General features: G+C 63.3%; 14 protein-coding genes and 2 tRNA genes. 3 read left to right on the top strand and 13 right to left on the bottom strand.

From position 1 onward, the window contains the following. The coding region (locus tag AC3WOS_RS21285) for an HD-GYP domain-containing protein (RefSeq protein ID WP_492718311.1) at nucleotides 1-655 on the bottom strand (655 nt) is incomplete at its 3' end. A 224-nt stretch (nucleotides 656-879) separates the two neighbouring features. On the opposite strand from AC3WOS_RS21285, the gene AC3WOS_RS21280 reads away from it, so the two are divergent. Continuing rightward, nucleotides 880-1737: a substrate-binding periplasmic protein gene (locus AC3WOS_RS21280; RefSeq protein WP_492718310.1), complete on the top strand. Its 858-nt coding sequence runs from the start codon at nucleotides 880-882 to the stop codon at nucleotides 1735-1737. A 105-nt stretch (nucleotides 1738-1842) separates the two neighbouring features. On the opposite strand, the gene AC3WOS_RS21275 is transcribed toward AC3WOS_RS21280, so the two are convergent. Both AC3WOS_RS21275 and AC3WOS_RS21270 read right to left on the bottom strand, forming a co-directional pair. Beyond that, nucleotides 1843-3498: a pentapeptide repeat-containing protein gene (locus AC3WOS_RS21275; RefSeq protein ID WP_492718308.1), complete on the bottom strand. Its 1656-nt coding sequence runs from the start codon at nucleotides 3496-3498 to the stop codon at nucleotides 1843-1845. Nucleotides 3499-3666: 168 nt separating this feature from the next. Further along, nucleotides 3667-3742, bottom strand: a tRNA-Asn gene (locus AC3WOS_RS21270). A 230-nt stretch (nucleotides 3743-3972) separates the two neighbouring features. Between AC3WOS_RS21270 and AC3WOS_RS21265 the strand changes: the two genes are divergently transcribed. Beyond that, nucleotides 3973-4719, top strand: coding sequence for a hypothetical protein (locus AC3WOS_RS21265; RefSeq protein WP_492718307.1), 747 nt, complete (start codon nucleotides 3973-3975; stop codon nucleotides 4717-4719). Between the two features lie 21 nt (nucleotides 4720-4740). On the opposite strand, the gene AC3WOS_RS21260 is transcribed toward AC3WOS_RS21265, so the two are convergent. From AC3WOS_RS21260 to AC3WOS_RS21250, 3 genes are all read right to left on the bottom strand, one after another. After that, a complete protein-coding gene (locus AC3WOS_RS21260; RefSeq protein WP_492718305.1) occupies nucleotides 4741-5958 on the bottom strand; it encodes a hypothetical protein in 1218 nt (405 codons plus the stop codon). Nucleotides 5959-6032: 74 nt separating this feature from the next. Continuing rightward, nucleotides 6033-6108 (bottom strand) — tRNA-Asn (locus AC3WOS_RS21255). Nucleotides 6109-6228: 120 nt separating this feature from the next. After that, entirely contained in the window at nucleotides 6229-7443 is a 1215-nt protein-coding gene (locus AC3WOS_RS21250; protein WP_492718304.1) for an amino acid aminotransferase, read from the bottom strand. Nucleotides 7444-7557: 114 nt separating this feature from the next. Here AC3WOS_RS21250 and uvrB point away from each other — a divergent pair, with 114 nt between their 5' ends. Then, nucleotides 7558-9645: an excinuclease ABC subunit UvrB gene (gene uvrB / locus AC3WOS_RS21245; protein WP_492718302.1), complete on the top strand. Its 2088-nt coding sequence runs from the start codon at nucleotides 7558-7560 to the stop codon at nucleotides 9643-9645. A gap of 126 nt (nucleotides 9646-9771) precedes the next feature. Here uvrB and AC3WOS_RS21240 read toward each other — a convergent pair whose 3' ends face one another. The 7 genes from AC3WOS_RS21240 to hflK all read right to left on the bottom strand — a co-directional run bounded on the left by AC3WOS_RS21240 (nucleotide 9772) and on the right by hflK (nucleotide 18244). Continuing rightward, nucleotides 9772-10368, bottom strand: coding sequence for a MarC family protein (locus AC3WOS_RS21240; protein WP_492718300.1), 597 nt, complete (start codon nucleotides 10366-10368; stop codon nucleotides 9772-9774). A 77-nt stretch (nucleotides 10369-10445) separates the two neighbouring features. Further along, nucleotides 10446-12503 carry a TonB-dependent receptor plug domain-containing protein gene (locus AC3WOS_RS21235; protein ID WP_492718299.1) on the bottom strand — a complete coding sequence of 686 codons (2058 nt, stop codon included), beginning with the start codon at nucleotides 12501-12503 and terminating at the stop codon, nucleotides 10446-10448. 280 nt (nucleotides 12504-12783) lie between these two features. After that, the gene (locus tag AC3WOS_RS21230) at nucleotides 12784-13329 is read right to left on the bottom strand and encodes a phosphoribosyltransferase (RefSeq protein ID WP_492718297.1); all 546 of its coding nucleotides are present in this window, start codon (nucleotides 13327-13329) and stop codon (nucleotides 12784-12786) included. A 26-nt stretch (nucleotides 13330-13355) separates the two neighbouring features. Next, nucleotides 13356-14669, bottom strand: coding sequence for an adenylosuccinate synthase (locus AC3WOS_RS21225; RefSeq protein WP_492718295.1), 1314 nt, complete (start codon nucleotides 14667-14669; stop codon nucleotides 13356-13358). Between the two features lie 4 nt (nucleotides 14670-14673). Next, nucleotides 14674-15834 carry an ATP phosphoribosyltransferase regulatory subunit gene (locus AC3WOS_RS21220; RefSeq protein ID WP_492718294.1) on the bottom strand — a complete coding sequence of 387 codons (1161 nt, stop codon included), beginning with the start codon at nucleotides 15832-15834 and terminating at the stop codon, nucleotides 14674-14676. 200 nt (nucleotides 15835-16034) lie between these two features. Further along, a complete protein-coding gene (hflC, locus tag AC3WOS_RS21215; RefSeq protein ID WP_492718292.1) occupies nucleotides 16035-16940 on the bottom strand; it encodes a protease modulator HflC in 906 nt (301 codons plus the stop codon). Further along, nucleotides 16940-18244, bottom strand: coding sequence for an FtsH protease activity modulator HflK (hflK, locus tag AC3WOS_RS21210; RefSeq protein WP_492718290.1), 1305 nt, complete (start codon nucleotides 18242-18244; stop codon nucleotides 16940-16942). Before hflK ends, hflC begins: the two co-directional genes overlap by 1 nt. Nucleotide 18245 lies beyond the last annotated feature (1 nt).

The raw sequence follows: 18245 nt of genomic DNA, 5'->3' as shown, positions 1-18245 counted from the left end.
CCGCCCGCCCCACCGCCGCCGGATACGCGGCCAGTTCATTGATCAGCATTTCGCCGATGCGGGGATGGACCACGACGTGCGCCCACTCGTGCGGCTGCAGGCGCTTGCCGCGCACCAGGTAAGCAGGGTCGACATACAGTTCGCCGATATCGTGCAGCAATCCGGCCAGGCCGGCCACGCGCTGCTCCGTCTCACTCAAGCGCAACTTCCTGGCCATGCAGATCGAGAGCATGCTCACCAGCACCGCATGTTCCAACGCCTGGGCCTCGGCCCGGTGGGAGATGGTCAGCATCATGCTCATCGCGTTGCCAAATTCCAGCCCGGACAGGATGGGTAACACCGAGGCGACGCCGGTGGCGCGCAGGATGCGGGCCAGCGGCGCGCTGGCATCGAGGATGCGGCTGGCCGCCGTCACGATCGCTTGCGGATCGACGCCGCCCGGCACGCGGATGGACGATTCCAGCGGCGCCTTCAACTTGTGCACGATCAAGCGTTCCTGCAAGGCACGCGTCACCTGGGCACCCTTGGCCACCAGCTTCATGCCGCGCACGTCAAACACGTCGACGATCACTTCGACCGACATCAGCTCGGCCAGGTCCATCACCTTGCTCAGGTAATGCTGGTTGACGGCGTGGGTATTACCTGGGGCGGACATTGCGGATTTCCTTCCAATTGCGGCACGGATCAGGGCGATAGTCACTATCATATAAAATATTGCAGTACGGCACTATCAATTTCCTTTATGGAAAGTATTTTCGCAAGTCTAGGGATCGCGCAAGAGCCGGCGCCGAGATCAGGGCTGCCGTCGTTTGCACACCGCCTCAACCGCGAAGCTATGTGGATATAATGAAGCTAGGAAACCGGACTGAGGGGGGCGCGATGTGGTTCACCGCCGTAGTGTTTGCAGCCACTGCCGCCGCAGGCCCTGTCGCTGAGCCGGTGCCCGACAGTCCCAGCCCCGCCACCGTCAAGATAGGCCTGCAAAGCGTGATCGCGCCGTTCGTGTTGTCCGATCGCGCATCAGGCCTGTTTGCCGACGTGCTGCGCGCCGCGTACGCGTCGCAGCAAATCACCGTCGAATTTCTCTATTTGCCCAATGTCCGTTTCGAAGAGCAGTTTCGCCAGGGCGTGTTCGACGTGACGACGGCATCGCTCGCCCAGCCAGCGGAGGACGGTTATATGAGCCGGTGGCCGGTTTCGTATTTCCATAACATGGCGATCACCATGCGCAGCAAGATTCCCGCGCTATCGAGCGTGAACGACCTGAAAAAATACCGGGTCACGGCGTTCCGCAACGCGCAAAAGGTGCTGGGGCCAGCCTACGCCGCGGCGACGGCGGATCATCCGAATTACCGGGAAGCGGCCACCATGCCTTCCGGCGCCCTGTTCCTGGACCGCACAGACGTCATTATTTCGCAGCCCGATGTGTTCCGGTATTACCTCAAACAGCAACTGCCCCAGAAGCGCAATGCCGAGGCGGAGCTGGCGTTTCATGACGTGCTGGGGCCGGGCAGGTTTTACTGGATGCGGTTCCGCACGGAGGCGCAGCGCGACGCATTTGAGCGTGGCATCGCGCAGCTCTATGCCACGGGAGAGATCGACCAAATCCTGGAGCACTACCAACGCGACTATGGCGTGACGCGCGAGTTCTTTTTCGCACTGGATTGCCATTTTCGGCCGGAACTAACTCCACAAAAATGCAAGAAGCTGAGCAAGTGGTGGAGCAACACGCCGTAAAGTAACAGCGGCCCGCGCTCGCTCACCGGACCGCCTGGCGTGCGAACTCGCGCCCCGGCCCGCCCCCGCAAGCGGGCGCATGCACATCGAGCAGGACTGGCAGCCCTAGGCCAGGCACACTAGCGCCCCTTCGCGTTCGGGCTGAAAGCCGATCGGCCATCTGGTCGCGTGATCGTAGCGTGCGCCCGCCAGGATGGAAAAGTTCAGGTTACTTTTCAGGAAATCGGTGTCCCTGACGGTGGCGCCGCGCAGATTCGCACTTTGAAATTGCGCGCCTTGCGCGGCACAATGATCGAGCCTGGCGTCGGCCATATCGGCGCCCTTGAAAATTGCCCCGGCCAGATCGGCGCCCGAAAACACCGCCCCCGTCAAGCGGCAGTGGGAAAAATCGGCCCCGGCCAGCTTGGCCTCGGAGAAGTCGCAGCCGCTCAAATCGATCCTGGCAAAGACCGCGCCGGCCAGTGCCCTTTGCGCGAACCGTTCGTTCTTGATCGAAAAAGCGTGCAGGTTGGCTTTAGCCAGATCAGTCTGCTGCGCGCCATGCAGCCAGACTGAAAAAAGCCGCCTCATGAAATCGGTCGCCGGCATCTCCTCGCGCTCGACATACTCGCCTTCAACGACCGCATTCACCACCAGGAATTCCTGGATACTGTAATGGGAAAACCGGTAATTGCCGTCCGAATCCCGATTCAGCAGCGAGCGCCCGCCGATATGCATGAATTCGATATTGCGGGTCTCCGGTGCGTCCAGGATCAGCTCTTCCAGCTCGGTCTGGCTCAGATGCCGCGTTTTGTTCTTGTGTAAGAAAATGGCGCAATTTCTGCAGGCGCCCAGCAGCTCACGGATGGATGGGTATTGCAGCACTTCATTCTGGATCTTGCGCTGCTCACGCTTGAGCCAGCTCAGCACCAGCCGGTAATACAGGCCGTACTCGGTCCAGTCCTTGGCGTCGCCATCGATGAATTCATCCACATGGGACAAGAGCATAGGCCGCATTTTTAATGAGCCCATGGAAAATGCGATGCTCCTGGCCCGTTCCAGCCATGCCTCGCTCTTGTCGAATTCCCGGGCGCGGCGCTCCAGGTAGCTGAGGCACTGTTCGTCGTTGAACAGCGAGTTGTAGATTACCGGGCAGTCAAAGCCTGCCACTTCGATCTGGCCCCGGCTGGTGTAGGGCTTTTCCCCGACATTGAAAAATTGGGTGCGGCAGGTGATCAGGACGCGGCGAAAGTTCTGCGTTTCGCGCAGCAGGCTGCTCAAGCGGGCCTCGACCTTCCCCCATGCCAAGGGATCTTCATCGAGCGCATCGAGCAACAACACCGTGTTGCTCTTGTTTTTCACCTGCCTGATTTGCTCGAGCGAATTCTCGCCCAGCTTCAGCAGCACACAGTTATACGGCGAGGGCCAGAATTCCTGCAGATGCATGACCTTCAGGACGACCAGCAGGGAAGTCTTGCCCATGCCCGCATCGGACAGGATGAACATATGGCGCCGGGAGATCTCATCCTTTCCGCTCAGGTAGCGTTCCACCGTCTTCAGGATCGGTTCCCGCAAGCTGGAGGGGCTCTCGTCCTCGTTCTCGTCGGCAGGGGGAAATTGCTGGCAGTCCGGCTCGACATAGAGCTTGACCAGCTCGCCCGGATCGGCAAAATCGTCGGCCAGCCGCTGCAGCTCGTCCTTGCGCGACTCTCTGATCTCGAGCAGCTTGCCGCCCAGCTTCTTGAGTATCTCCGGCGCGAACTTCCAGACGATGGGATCCATTTTGTCTTCCCATAAATCAAGTGACATCCTGCGGGCAGCACCATGCCGATGGATTGTCGCGCAAAGACAGGACCCGTTCAAGCTGGCCGGACAGGACATCCCCATGCCTGGATGCGAAAACGCAAAAAGCCCAACCGATAAGGGCTGGGCTTTGTGCTTGCTGAATTCTGGCTCCCCGACCTGGACTCGAACCAGGGACCTGCGGATTAACAGTCCGTCGCTCTACCAACTGAGCTATCAGGGAATTGAGGCCCGAATTATATACACTCAATTTCGAATTGACCAGAGCCGGCGCAACTTTTTTTATCGCGGCCACCGCGACCGCCATGCCAGCCGCTTGCCGTCCTCATGCCTGCCTTGATTAACTTGAAAAATTGCAAGTAACAATAATTGAATAGATTTCAGATAGTACCCAAGTGCTATCTTGCCCCAGCATTTTTCTGCGACATCAAGGAACCAACTTACGGGAAAAACATGAGCACGAATTTGAATAAAAAAACAGCATCCCTGGCCCTGACCGCCCTGCTGGCAGCGATGTTGTCCGCCTGCGGTGGCGGCAGCGGTTCGTCCGGCACAACGACATCCACCACGCCGGTGACCACCAGCTTTCCCGTTCAGCAGGCCCTGGCCGCTGCATTCACGCACGGCCTGCAATCGTCGTTAAGTATCACGGGCACGGCAAGCAGTGGCGCGACCAGCCTGCCGGTGACCGGCACGCTGACCTACTCGCTGAGCGCCGCGACCAACACGACCTTCGAGGGTGGCGCCGCACAGCAATCGACTGAAACGGTCAGCGGCAGCCTGTCGGTAAGCGGTCAAACACAAGCGCTTTCCATCACCGACACCGTGTATGTCAACGCGCAGTACGCCCCCATCGGCACGGACAACGGCAACAGCTATTGCGTGGCGGCCGGCAGCCCGGCCTATCCGGCAACGGCTTCCGCCGGACAGACGGGCGATATCGCCACGTTGAACTGCTACGCCGACCGCACCAAGAAAATCTTGCTCGGCACGACCAAGATCTCGTTTGTCGCGACGACCGGCAGCGACGTCAATACGCTCAATTTTCAAATGCTGAACAATTCCTACGATCCCTCGAACAAGCTGCTGGAAAGCACCAGCACGACTTACGCAATATCGGCGGCAGGCGTTCCCAAGATTACCCGCGTGCAGATATCGGGCAACGAGAGCGGTTTCTCTGTCAATCTGGATGCGAAATAACGCCGCCTCACATCGACGGGATCACTTAGGCGCGGACGGCAACAGCTTCGCCAACTCGGCAACGTAAGCGCTGCGCGCGGTCTGGGTAATGGCCAGGTCGCGCTGCAACTCCGCCAGCCGGGCGTCGGAGGCACGCACCATGTTCAACTGTTGCCTGGCCTGTTCGGATAAATCGCTCAGCTTGTATTCCGTACCGTTGATCTGGACACTTTCAGGTGTACTCATGATCCTGCCCTCCTCCATGGATAGCTGCGATTGTTGGGATAAGCCTGGCGAGGCCAAGCTGATCGCCAGCCGGCCCAGCGTGCGATTGATTTCCTGGACGGTACGGATGGCCAGCTCGGCCCTGTGCCGGGACGCATGCCACCGCTTGCGACGGTGTTCGCGACAGGCACGCAAGGCCATGGCGCGCCCTTGCTCGGGCGTGGCTGGCATAGACTGCCCAGTCTCCGCCAGCGCGGCCCGCACACTTTTGAACAATGCATCCGGCATCGGCTGGTCGCACAGCATGACCTCGCTCGGCTCGAAGTGGCCAGCCTGCGCCATGGCCACCATGTAATGCGTTCCTTCCCCCACCATAACGCCGCCAGTGGCCGTGACATGGATCAGCGGGCAATACGGCGCCAGTTCCGGCAACACGTGGTTGGGATAGATGCGATGCTGCCAGTAACGCGTGGCGATGCGGACGAAGTGCCGAAAGTCGGCAATGGGCACGAAGCGCGCCTCGGCAAAGGGCAGGATTTCCACCTTGGGCTTGGTCAGTGTCACCGTGTCGTTGGACACGTCAAGGTACAGGCTGCCCAGCTGAAAAGCATTCTGGAAGAACTCGCCGCGCAAATCCCCCCACACCTGACGGCACTCGCCGCCGGCCTTGCGAAAAGCAGTCAATGCGGCATAACCGGCTGCCCCGGATGGAGATAAACCCAGCGTAGCCGGTTGCAGCTGCTGGAGTTCGCGCTGCACCGCCTTGGAGATTTCCAGGCACTGCCCCAGTGGATACGTTTTACCCAGCTTGGTCGGCTGCAGGCGCTGCAACGCCGGATCGACATGGGCCCGTACCGCAAGAAAGAATGCCTCGAGTTCCGCCAGCGCCGGCAACAGATAGCGCTCGGTCAGCGCAGCCTGCCGCACCGGGTCGAAGATGCGCGGTTCGTTCGGCAGGGGAACGTGGCGGGCGGCAGCGGTAGCGGCGGGTTTGTGCAAGGTGGATTCGGCAAGAATAGAAAATACCCACACCATCGGGACCTTTGCCATTGTACGACGGACCCATAGCAAAAAGCCCAACCTTTCGGCTGGGCTTTTTGCATATATTCTGGCTCCCCGACCTGGACTCGAACCAGGGACCTGCGGATTAACAGTCCGTCGCTCTACCAACTGAGCTATCAGGGATTAGAGGCAACATTTTATACTGTTTCGATCACGCCATCAAGCTTTCTGACAGTGCAACTTATTTCGTACTCCGTGTTGCCTTCCGGATCAATCTTTCGATCTATCCGAAGAAGCAGGATATTAAAGGACTTTGGCGATCGCGTCAATGACGATATCGATATTGCGCGAGTTCAGGGCCGCCACGCAGATGCGGCCCGTGTCCACCGCGTAGATCGACTGCGCGCGCAGCTGCTCCACTTGCGCCTTGGTCAGGCCCGAGTACGAGAACATGCCCACCTGGTCGCGCACGAAGGCGAAGTCGTGGCCAGGGGCCTTTTCCTTCAGCTTGGTGACGAAGGCTTCGCGCATTTCCTTGATGCGCACGCGCATGCCGGCCAGTTCCTCTTCCCACAGCTGGCGCAGGGCCGGCGTGGTCAGCACGGTGGCCACCACCTTGCCGCCGTGCACAGGCGGGTTCGAGTAGTTGGTGCGCACCACGCGCTTCAGTTGCGACAGCAGGCGCGAGGCCTCTTCCGCGCTGGCGGCGACCACGCTCAGGGCGCCCACGCGCTCGCCGTACAGCGAGAACGACTTGGAGAACGAGTTCGAGATCAGCAGCGGGCCGCCGGCGGCCGCGAAGCGGCGCACCACGGCGCCGTCTTCGGCGATACCGGCGCCAAAGCCCTGGTAAGCCATGTCCAGGAACGGCACCAGGCCGCCGGACGTCACGGCGGCGATCACCTCATCCCACTGGGCCGAGCTCAGGTCGGCGCCGGTCGGGTTGTGGCAGCAGGCGTGCAGCAGCACGATGGAGCCGCGCGGCATGGCCTTGATGTCGGCCAGCATGCCGGCGAAGTTCACGCCGTGGGTGGCGGCATCGTAGTAGCTGTAGTTGTTGACGACGAAACCGGCGCTCTCGAACAGGGCGCGGTGGTTTTCCCAGCTTGGGTCGCTGATGTAGACCTGGGCGCCGGGCGCGAAGCGCTGCAGGAAGTCGGCGCCGATCTTCAGTGCGCCCGTGCCGCCGATCGCTTGCACGGTGACGGCGCGCTTCTCTTGAATGACGGCGCTGTCGGCACCAAATACCAGTTGCTGCACGGCCTGGTCATAGGCCGCCAGGCCTTCGATCGGCAGGTAGGTGCGCGGCGCAGGCTGCTCGATCAGCATGGCTTCGGCCTTCTGCACGCACGACAGCAGCGGAACCTTGCCATTGTCGTCATAATAGACACCCACGCCCAGGTTGATTTTCGCGGGGTTCTGGTCCGCGTTGAAGGCTTCAGTGATGCCCAGGATAGGGTCGCGTGGAGCCATGTCGATGGCGCTGAAGAGGCTGGCAGAAACGGAAGGATTCGTCATGATAAGATTGGAGTCGTTTGGTAGCAGTACGCGGCGGATTTAGTCGGCGGCTCCGAATTAAATAAAGTGCTTCAGGCCGCTGACAGGCCATTATTCTATCAAAGGTCTGAAAAGATGGCTGACACAGCAGATGTAAAAACCCCTTCCGCAGCAACAATCGTCACTTTTCCCGGTTCGCCCTTCAAGCTGCACCAGCCTTTTGCGCCCGCCGGCGACCAGCCCACGGCCATCGACGCGCTGTGCGAAGGCATCAACGACGGCCTGTTCTTCCAGACCCTGCTGGGGGTGACGGGCTCGGGCAAGACCTACACCATGGCCAACGTGATCGCCCGCCTGGGCCGTCCTGCCATCGTGTTCGCCCCCAACAAGACGCTGGCGGCCCAGCTCTATTCCGAGTTCCGCGAATTTTTCCCCGAGAACGCGGTCGAGTACTTCGTCAGCTACTACGATTACTACCAGCCGGAAGCCTATGTGCCCCAGCGCGACCTGTTCATCGAAAAGGACTCGTCGATCAACGAGCACATCGAGCAGATGCGCCTGTCGTGCACCAAGTCGCTGATGGAGCGGCGCGACGTGGTGATCGTGGCCACCGTGTCGGCCATCTACGGTATCGGTAATCCCAGCGAATACCACCAGATGATCCTGACGCTGCGCGCCAAGGACCGGGTGGCCCAGCGCGACATCATCGCCCGCCTGATCCAGATGCAGTACACGCGCAACGAAGTGGACTTCGGCCGCGGCACCTTCCGCGTGCGCGGCGACACCATCGACATCTTCCCGGCCGAACACGCCGAACTCGCCGTGCGACTGGAAATGTTCGACGACGAGCTCGAATCGATCCAGCTGTTCGATCCGCTCACGGGCCGCGTCAAGCAAAAGATCCCCCGCTTCACCGTCTACCCCGGCTCGCACTACGTGACGCCGCGCGCCACCGTGCTGCGCGCCATCGAGACCATCAAGGACGAACTGCGCGAGCGGCTCGAGTTCTTCCGCAAGGAGAACAAGCTGATCGAGGAACAGCGGCTCGAGCAGCGCACCCGCTTCGACCTGGAAATGATGACGGAGATCGGCTTCACCAAGGGCATCGAGAACTACTCGCGCCACCTGAGCGGGGCGCTGCCGGGGGAACCGCCGCCCACGCTGGTCGACTACCTGCCGCAGGACGCGCTGATGTTCCTCGACGAGTCGCACGTGCTGGTGGGCCAGCTCAGCGCCATGTACAACGGCGACCGCTCGCGCAAGACCAACCTGGTCGATTACGGCTTCCGGCTGCCGTCGGCGCTGGACAACCGGCCGTTGAAATTCGAGGAATTCCAACAGAAGATGCGGCAGACCGTGTTCGTCTCCGCCACCCCGGCCGACTTCGAAAACACGCATGCGGACCAGGTGGTGGAACAGGTGGTGCGCCCCACCGGCCTGGTCGACCCGCAGATCATCGTGCGTCCGGCGTTGAGCCAGGTGGACGACCTGATGTCGGAAATCACCCTGCGCGTGGCCAGGAACGAGCGCGTGCTGGTGACCACGCTGACCAAGCGCATGTCCGAGCAGCTGACGGAATACCTGGGCGACCACGGCATCAAGGTGCGCTACCTGCACAGCGACATCGAAACGGTGGAACGGGTGGAACTGCTGCGCGACCTGCGCATCGGCACCTTTGACGTGCTGGTCGGCATCAACCTGCTGCGCGAAGGGCTGGACTTGCCGGAAGTGTCGCTGGTGGCCATTTTGGACGCGGACAAGGAAGGTTTCCTGCGTTCGGAGCGCTCGCTGATCCAGACCATAGGCCGGGCCGCCCGCAACCTGCATGGCGTGGCCATCCTGTACGCCGACCGGGTGACGGACTCCATGAGCCGCGCCATCGGCGAGACGGAGCGGCGGCGGGCCAAGCAGATCGCCTTCAACGAAGCGAACGGCATCGTGCCGCGCGGCGTGAGCAAGTCGATCCGCGACATGATCGACGGCGTCTACAGTCCCGAGACGGCGCGCGAGGAATTGCAGGTGGCGCAGGAGGCGGCCAAGTACGAGGCCATGAGCGAGAAGCAGATCAGCAAGGAAATCAAGCGCCTGGAAAAGCTGATGCTGGACCACGCCAAGAACCTGGAGTTCGAAAAAGCGGCCCAGGTGCGCGACCAGCTGCATGTCCTCAAGCAGCAGCTGTTCGGCGCCCCGGGCGAAGATCACCTGGGCGCCATCACCCTCTAGCCATCCGCAAAAACCCGGGACGTAACGCGGTTTTCAAACGAAAAATGGGGACGTACCCCATTTCCCTGAAATGGGGTACGTCCCCATTTTTCGCGTCCCCATTTTTCGGCGCCGTCTATTTTTGCTTTACAGCGTCTTGACGAATTCGCGTACGCCGCCCAGCAGCATTTCGATCGACATGGCCGTCAGGATCAGGCCCATCAAGCGCTCGAAGGCCGTCATGACTTGCGAACCTAGCGCTTTCTGCAAGCGCTCGGCACCGAGGAACACGGCCAGCCACACCACGCCCACGGCGCCCAGCGCGGCCACGTGGACCAGCACTTCGCCCGTGCTCTCGCGCGAGAACAGCAGCACCGTGGCCAGCGCCGACGGGCCGGCCAGCGCGGGAATGGCCAGCGGTACGATGAACGGCTCGCCCCCTTCCGTCTTGCCCAGCACACCGTCGGGATGGGGGAAGATCATGCGGATCGCGATCAGCAGCAGGATCACGCTGCCGCCTATGCGCAGCGATACTTCCGACAGCTGCAGCGCCGACAGGAAGTGGCGGCCGAAGAACATGAAGATCAGCAGCACGGCGAACGCGATGGCACACTCGCGGATCACGATGCGGGGCCGGCGCGCGGGCGCCACCGGGTTGAGCGCGGCGGCAAACAGGGGGACGTTGCCGAACGGGTCGGTGACCAGCAACAGCAGGATAAAGGTCTGGAAAAAATTCTGGGTCATCTAGGGCTTTCATACGGGTGCCGGTTGGCGGCTCCATGCTGCCACGAGACAACTTTTTGCGCAATCTCCGGCGCCGCTCAATAACGGTAATCGAGCCGCAGGTTCAGGCTGAAATGTTCGTCCGGGATGCCGCCCACGGAGGCCGGCGCCGAAGGCAGCCGGTTGTCGCGATTGAACAGGTTGCGCAACTGGACGTAGGCCGTCAGGCGCGGTGTATAGCGCTTCTCCACGCCCACGTCCGTGCGCAGGTAACGCGGCAGCGTATGCACGGGCAAGCCTTCGGCGGACGAGATGTCGTCCGTGCGCGATTGCCAGCGCTGGCTCAGCGTCAGCATGCAGGCGGGATCGGCCAGCGCCCGGCTGATGCTCACATTTGCCATCGTGGCCGGGAAGATGTTGTAGTCCATCCCCGTCACGGCGTTGCGGCTGCGGACGTAGGAGGCGCTGGCGTCGAGCCCCCAGCCCTGCCATTGGGCCTGCAGGCTGGCGGTGGCGCCGTAGGCGTCGTTGCGGCCCACGTTGCGGTACTGGGTCAGCGTGGCCGGCGGGGCCAGCACGGCGGAAATGCCGTCCCGCCATAGCGTGCGGAACAAGGTGAACTGGGCAAGGTAGCGCGCCGTCTGGCGCTGGGCCACCAGTTCGTAGCTGTCGATCACCTCCGGCTTGAGGTCGGGGTTGCCCAGCACGCTGCCGGCCGCGCCGCCCATTTCCACCGCCGACGGCGCCCGGAACGCCTGGCCATACAGCAGCTTGAGGGCGGTGCCGGACTGGGGATGGTAGATCAGGCCCAGGCGCGGCGAACCGTGACGGCCGAAGTCGGAGTACTCGTCCAGCCGGCCACCGTACACCAGGCCCCAGCGCTCGCCCCAGTTGCTGTTGAGCTCCAGCGTCAGGTTGCGCACGCCGCGCCCCGCCCCTTCGGCCGGATTGATGGTCGTGGGCAGCACCCGGCCGGCCATGGTCACAGCCTCGGCCCGGGCGCTGCGCACGCCCAGGCGCTCCTGTCCGGCCGACAGGGCCCAGGCCGTGTGCCAGGCGGGGATGCCGTCGCGCCATGTGGCCTGCACGCCGGTACGGAACTGGCGCGTCCACAAGTCGCGGTGGATGGGCACGGCGCCCGTGCCCAGGTTGCTGGCCAGGTCGTTGTCGACCCACCAGTAGTAGCCCTTGAGTTCGACGGAGCCGCCCCGCTCCAGTTCGCGCCGCACGCCGGCCTGGGTCATGGCGAAGCGGGTGGCCAGCCAGCCGAGGTCGTCGCCGCCGGACAGGCGCGTACCCGAGCCCTGGAAGGCGTCGGCGTCGTAATGGTGCAGGTACAGGCCGCCGAACCAGGACAGGCCACCCTCCCCTGCACCGGCCAGCTTGAACGAAGCCGTCTGGGCCTGGAAGTTATTCTCGCGCTCGCTGCGCAGGGGCCGCCCCGTGACGGGGTGGACGGCATAGGCGACGCGGTCCTGATCCGGCTGGCCGTTGGCGGCCAGGGCCACGTTGAGGCGCGTGCCGGCGGCCACGGCCGCACTCTGCTGCAGGGCCGCTTCGTAATAGCCGTTGCTGGCGCCGGCCGCGCTCGCGTTGCGCTGGTCGCGCTCGGACTCGTAGCCGCGCAGGGCCACCAGGCCGTGGAAGGCGTCACTGCCGTACAGGGCGGAACCGGGGCCCTCGATCAGCTGCAACTGGCTCAATGCGCCGAGGTTGATGGCGGGCAGGTTGAACTGGGGGCCGGAGCGGAACAGGTCGTTGAGCGGCACGCCATCCCAACTGGTGGCCACGCCCGTGTAGGAAGTGCTGCGGGCGTAGCCGCGGATGGCCAGCACCTGGTTGCCGCTAGTGTGGGGCAGCACCTGCACGCCGGGCTGGGTGTCGAGCGCATCGAGCAGGCGGCGCGCGCCGCGGCGCTGCCACTGCAGGGGCGTGACGGCGCTGACCGAGGCGGCCGTATCGAGCAACCCGGCCGACAGCAGCGAGGCCGCGCTGACGTCGACATTGGCCAGCTCCTCCAGCGACAGCTCGCCCAGGTCGCCCGGCGGCTGGGCTGCCGCGCCGGCAGCGCTGCTCAAGCCCATGAGCGCGGCCGCCAGCGACGCGACACACAGCGTGCGGGCTGGCGGAACAGCTATCGGTCTAGATGGGCGCATGGGGAGATTCCGGTCGACATGACAATACAGGCAGCTCCGCAACACTGCCTATGGCATTGTAAGCGAGAATGTGACTATTCTGGCAATAGCCAGTAACTAGCTTATCGCAACTGTTGCACGCAAAGAGAATGGGGACGAGATAATGGGGACGTACCCCTTTTCTGTACCCCTTTTCTGTCCGCATTTCTGAAAAATGGGGTACGTCCCCATTTCTCTTCAGGTGTTGCAGCGGACGAAAAAAAAGCGGCCGGAGCCGCTTTTGGGGAGGGACGAGGACAGCTTAGGCCGCCGCTTCGCCTTTCTTGATCCAGGCCGCCAGCTGGTGCGGGCGCAGGCCGTCGTAGTCTTCGAACGGCTGGTGGATCCACGGGTTGTGCGGCAGTTCTTCCATCTGGAAGTCCGGCTTGAATACGGAGCTGCCCTTGGTCCAGATCACGGCCGACTTCACTTCCGTCACGCCTTCGAAATTGTCCTTCAGGTGCTGCATGACCTTGACCAGCGTGACGCCGGAATCGGCCAGGTCGTCCACCAGCAGGATGCGCCCTTGCAGCGGGCCCTTGGTCATCGTCATGTACTTGGCGATGTCGAGGTCGCCGCGCACGGTGCCCGCTTCTTCACGGTACGAGCTGGTCGACAGGATCGCCAGCGGGACGTCGAAGATGCGCGAGAACATGTCGCCGGGGCGCACGCCGCCGCGGGCCAGGCACAGTACCTGGTCGAATTTCCAGCCCGATTCATACACCTTCAGCGCCAGGCGCTCGATCAGGCGATGGTATTCGTCCCAGGACACCCAGAGATGCTTGTCGTTCGATTGTGGGGTGGTCAAGATGGCTCCTCAGTTTGTTGCTTGAATTACTCGAACGGGTGACGCAGCACGATCGTTTCTTCGCGATCGGGACCAGTCGACACCATGTCAACCGGCACGCCGACCAACTCTTCGATTCGTTTGATGTAGTTGCGGGCGGCGGCCGGCAGCGCTGCCAGCGACTTGGCGCCGACCGTGCTTTCCGTCCAACCCGGCATTTCTTCGTAGACCGGCACGCAGCGCGCCGCTTCTTCCGCGCCGGACGGGAAGATGTCCACGGCCTTGCCGTCCACTAGGTAGCCGGTGCACAGCTTGAGCGATTCCAGGCCGTCCAGCACGTCCAGCTTGGTCAGGCACATGCCCGTCACGCCGTTGATCTGCACGGAACGGCGCAGCAGGGCCGCGTCGAACCAGCCGCAGCGGCGGGCGCGGCCCGTCACGGTGCCGAACTCGTGGCCCACTTGCGCCAGGTGATGGCCGACGCCGGCATCGGTCGGCAGTTCCGATGGGAACGGGCCGGAACCGACGCGGGTGGTGTAGGCCTTGGTGATGCCCATGATGTAGTGCAGCATGCCCGGACCCACGCCGGAACCGGCGGCAGCATTGCCGGCCACGCAGTTGGACGAGGTGACGAATGGATAGGTGCCGTGGTCCACGTCCAGCAGCGAGCCTTGCGCGCCTTCGAACAGCAGGTTGGCGCCGGCCTTGTGCGCGGCGTACAGCGCGCTCGAGACGTCGGTCACCATCGGGCGCAGGCGCGGCACGTAGGCCAGCGCGTCGTCCAGGGTCTTCTGGTAGTCGACCTTGGGCGCCTTCAAATAGTTTTCCAGCACGAAGTTGTGGTAGTCCAGGTTCTCGGCCAGTTTTTCCGAGAAGCGCTTTTCGTTCAGCAGGTCGGCGATGCGGATGGCGCGACGGGCCACCTTGTCTTCATAGGCCGGGCCGATGCCCTTGCCGGTGGTGCCGATCTTGGCGGCACCGCGGGCCGCTTCACGGGCCGCGTCCAGCGCAGCGTGGTAAGGCAGGATCACGGGGGCGGCGTCCGACACCTTCAGGCGCGACGCCACTTCCACGCCGACCGCTTCCAGCTTGTCGATCTCGCGCAGCACGTCCGGCACCGACACCACCACACCGTTGCCGATGTAGCAGGCCACGCCCGGGCGCATGATGCCCGACGGGATCAGCTGCAGCGCCGTCTTCACGCCGCCGATGACCAGCGTATGGCCGGCGTTGTGGCCGCCCTGGAAGCGCACCACACCTTGTGCATGATCGGTCAACCAGTCGACGATCTTGCCTTTACCTTCATCGCCCCATTGGGTGCCGATGACAACGACGTTCTTTGCCATATTTTTCTTTGACATCACACTAACCTAAGTTTTTAAGAATCCAGCTACTACCATCATCGTCGAGCACCAGCGCGCGGTCGCACTCGAACTCGTCCTGTTCATTGCTGTGACCCGGCATGGACTGGATCACCACTTCGCCGGACTTGCGCAGCTCGGCGATTTTCTCTTTCAGCTCCGGCGCATTGCCCCACGGCGCGCGGATCGAATGTTTGCGTTCTGCCGTCGGCAGCAGGCGGGCCAGCTCGCGCAAGTCGAGCGAGAAGCCGGTCGCGGGACGGGCCCGGCCGAAGGCTTCGCCCACGTGGTCGTAACGGCCGCCACGGGCCACGGCGTTCGGCAGGCCCGGCACGTACAGCGCGAACATGGCGCCGCTCTCGTACTGGTAGCCGCGCAGGTCGGCCAGGTCGATCGCCACTTCGGCGCGGCCGATGGCCGAGCCGGCCAGCGCGGCCAGTTCGGCCAGCGCCTTGGCGATGCCGGGCAGGTCGGGCAGCACGGCGCGCGCCTTTTTCAGCACTTCGACGTCGCCATACAGGTTGGGCAGGGCCAGCAGCGCGTCGCGCACCATGGGCGAATAGTCGGCCGTCAGTTCGCGCAGGCCGGGCATGTCCTTGGCGCGCAGCAGCAGGTACAGGGCCGCCTCGTCCTTGAGGGCCGCCGCGTCGCCCGCGATCAGCGCGCGCAGCACGCCCACGTGGGACAGGTCCAGCCGCACGTCGGTGAAGCCGGCCATGGCCAGCGAGGCCAGCGCCAGTTCCTGGATCTCGGCGTCCGCTTCCAGGCCGGCGTGGCCGTAGATTTCGGCGCCGATCTGCAGCGGCTCGCGCGTGGCGTGCAGGCCCGACGGACGGGTATGCAGCACGCTGCCGGCGTAGCACAGGCGGGTGACGGAGGTGCGGTTGAGCAGGTGGGCGTCGATGCGGGCGACCTGGGTCGTCATGTCGGCACGCAGGCCCAGCATGCGGCCGGAAATCTGGTCGACCAGTTTAAAGGTGCGCAGATCGGTATCCTGGCCGGCGCCGGTCAACAGCGACTCCAGGTATTCGAGCAGCGGCGGCATCACCAGTTCATATCCGTACAGACGGAAATTATCCAGCATCAGTCGACGCAGTTCTTCGATCTTGCGGGCTTCCGACGGCAGTACGTCGGCGATATTCTCGGGCAAAAGCCAATTCGGCATGGGAAACTGGATACGGAAGTTATTGAAAAATGAACAATGAGGCGCACAGGCGCAATCATCAAGCGCAGAGCCGAACCTGATATTTTACGCGAAAATGCGCCGCGGAAGGTAGAAAATCATGCCACGGACGGGCCCACATGGAACCGGCCGGGCAGCTTGACGCTGCGCCGGCCGGCCCTGCCGCCCTGTTACGGTCAGCCTTACTTCTTGCCGGATGGGGCCGCCGAAGCGCCCGAACCCTTGAAATACTTGAAGAAGTCGGAATTGGAATCGATCACCATCACGTCGCCGTGATTCTTGAAGGTGGCGCGATACGCTTCCAGGCTGCGGTAGAACTTGTAGAACTCGGGATTCTTGCCGAACGCTTCGGCATAGATCTGCGACGCCTTGGCGTCGCCTTCGCCGCGGATGGTCTCGGCCTGGCGATAGGCTTCGGCCAGGATCACGGTGCGCTGCTTGTCGGCGTCGGCGCGGATCTTTTCCGAGTCGGCCGAACCGGTCGAACGCAGCTCGTTGGCCACCCGCACCCGCTCCGCCTTCATGCGGTCGTACACGGAGTTGTTGATCTGCTCCACGTAGTCGACCCGCTTCAGGCGCACATCGATGATCTCGACGCCGATCTGGCTCGCCTCCGTCACCACCTTGGTGCGCAGCGCTTCCATCACCTGGCCGCGCTGGCCGGAGATCACTTCGCGCACGGTGTGCTTGGTGATCTCCTCGTTCAACGCCGCCTTGACGATCTGCGACATGCGGTCGCGCGCCCTGCCCTCGTCGCCGCCGAAGCTGACGAAATACTTCCGGGGCTGGTCTTCGCCGCGGCCGATGCGCCACTTGACGAAGGTGTCGACCAGGATGTTCATCTTCTCGGCCGTGATGAAGCGTTCGGCGTCGGGCGACTCGATGGTCATGATGCGGTTATCGAGGTACAGCACGTTCTGGAACGGCGGCGGCAGCTTGAAGTGCAGGCCCGGCGTGCGGATCACCTCTTTTACCTCACCGAGGGCGAACACGATGGCGTAGCGGCGCTGGTCGACCACGAACATGGTCGACGAGAGCAGCATCAGGGCGATGAAGCCGCCCACAACGATAGTAACTATACGATTCATTAACGACCCTCCCGGTCACGTGACGAATCGCGCGAACGGCTGTCGCGCTGGCGGGTCATTTCCACTGTCGGCATCATTTCGGCCGGCACCGGCGCCGCCGGCGCGGCAGCCGGCGCCGCCGCGGCAGCCTTGGCCGCCGCCGCCGCCGCATCGGTGGCCGCCGCCTGGGCGATCAGCTTGTCGAGCGGCAGGTACAGCAGGTTGCTGCCGGACTTGGCGTCCACCATCACCTTGCTGGCGCTGGAGAAGATCTGCTGCATGGTTTCCAGGTACATGCGGTCGCGCGTGACAGCCGGCGCCTTCTGGTACTCGGCCAGCACCTGCTTGAAGCGGGCCGCGTTACCGGCCGCGTTCTCGCTCACGGTGGAGCTGTAGGCTTCGGCCTCCTGCACCAGGCGGAAGGCGGCGCCGCGCGCTTTCGGAATCACGTCGTTGGCATAGGCCTGGCCTTCGTTCTTCTGGCGCTCGCGGTCCTGGCCGGCCTTGACGGCGTCGTCGAAGGCACCCTGCACCTGCTCGGGCGGTTGCACGCCCTGCATGGTAACGTTGGTGATCTGCGCGCCGGCCGCATAGCGGTCCAGGATGTGCTGCATCAGCTGCTGGGTCTCGAAGGCCACTTTCTCGCGGCCCTCGTACAGCACGAAGTCCATCTTGCTCTTGCCGACCACTTCGCGGATGGCCGTCTCGGCCACCTGGCGCACGGTTTCCTCGGGCTCGGCGTTGTTGAACTGCCAGGCCACCGGGTCTTTCAGCGTGTACTGCACGGCGAACTGGATGTCGATGATGTTCTCATCGTCAGTCAGCATCAGCGCCTCGCGCGACTGCTTGTTCTTGACGCTGCCGCGGTAGCCCACTTCCACCGTGCGCACCTGCGACACCTTGACCGTCTCGTCGCTCTGGAACGGATACGGCCAGCGCCAGTTGAAGCCGGCTGGCGTGGTGTGGCTGAACTTGCCGAACGTGAGCACCACGCCGGTCTGGCCTTCCTGCACGATGAAGGAGCCGGAGGCGAGCCAGATCAGGGCCACCACGGCCGCCACGGCGCCAGCCGTGATGCCCGCGCCCTTCATGTCGGGACGGGGGCCGGACGGCGTGCCGCCATTGTCGGGGCCCTTCTTCTGGCCGAAGATGGCGTTCAGGCGCTGGTTGAAATCGCGCCACAGCTGGTCCAGGTCGGGCGGACCGTCGCCGGGCTTGTTGCCTTCCTGGGCGTGGCGGTTGCCGTCCTTCTTGTCAGCGCCCCAGCGGGGATCGTTGAGCGAGAGCTTCAGGCCCAGTCGTTGCATGAGAGAGGAGACACGCATA

This window comes from Rugamonas sp. FW305-51 (assembly GCF_058786935.1).
The sequence above is the reverse complement of the archived record's forward strand: the minus strand, read 5'-3'. Positions and strand labels throughout refer to the sequence as shown.

Bases quoted from the DNA above. Each gene is read 5' to 3' on its own strand.
- AC3WOS_RS21280 (WP_492718310.1), top strand. From the start codon at position 880: ATGTGGTTCACCGCCGTAGTGTTTGCAGCCACTGCCGCCGCAGGCCCT.
- AC3WOS_RS21275 (WP_492718308.1), bottom strand. From the start codon at position 3,498: ATGGATCCCATCGTCTGGAAGTTCGCGCCGGAGATACTCAAGAAGCTG.
- AC3WOS_RS21265 (WP_492718307.1), top strand. From the start codon at position 3,973: ATGAGCACGAATTTGAATAAAAAAACAGCATCCCTGGCCCTGACCGCC.
- AC3WOS_RS21260 (WP_492718305.1), bottom strand. From the start codon at position 5,958: ATGGTGTGGGTATTTTCTATTCTTGCCGAATCCACCTTGCACAAACCC.
- AC3WOS_RS21250 (WP_492718304.1), bottom strand. From the start codon at position 7,443: ATGACGAATCCTTCCGTTTCTGCCAGCCTCTTCAGCGCCATCGACATG.
- uvrB (WP_492718302.1), top strand. From the start codon at position 7,558: ATGGCTGACACAGCAGATGTAAAAACCCCTTCCGCAGCAACAATCGTC.
- AC3WOS_RS21240 (WP_492718300.1), bottom strand. From the start codon at position 10,368: ATGACCCAGAATTTTTTCCAGACCTTTATCCTGCTGTTGCTGGTCACC.
- AC3WOS_RS21235 (WP_492718299.1), bottom strand. From the start codon at position 12,503: ATGCGCCCATCTAGACCGATAGCTGTTCCGCCAGCCCGCACGCTGTGT.
- AC3WOS_RS21225 (WP_492718295.1), bottom strand. From the start codon at position 14,669: ATGTCAAAGAAAAATATGGCAAAGAACGTCGTTGTCATCGGCACCCAA.
- AC3WOS_RS21220 (WP_492718294.1), bottom strand. From the start codon at position 15,834: ATGCCGAATTGGCTTTTGCCCGAGAATATCGCCGACGTACTGCCGTCG.
- hflC (WP_492718292.1), bottom strand. From the start codon at position 16,940: ATGAATCGTATAGTTACTATCGTTGTGGGCGGCTTCATCGCCCTGATG.
- hflK (WP_492718290.1), bottom strand. From the start codon at position 18,244: ATGCGTGTCTCCTCTCTCATGCAACGACTGGGCCTGAAGCTCTCGCTC.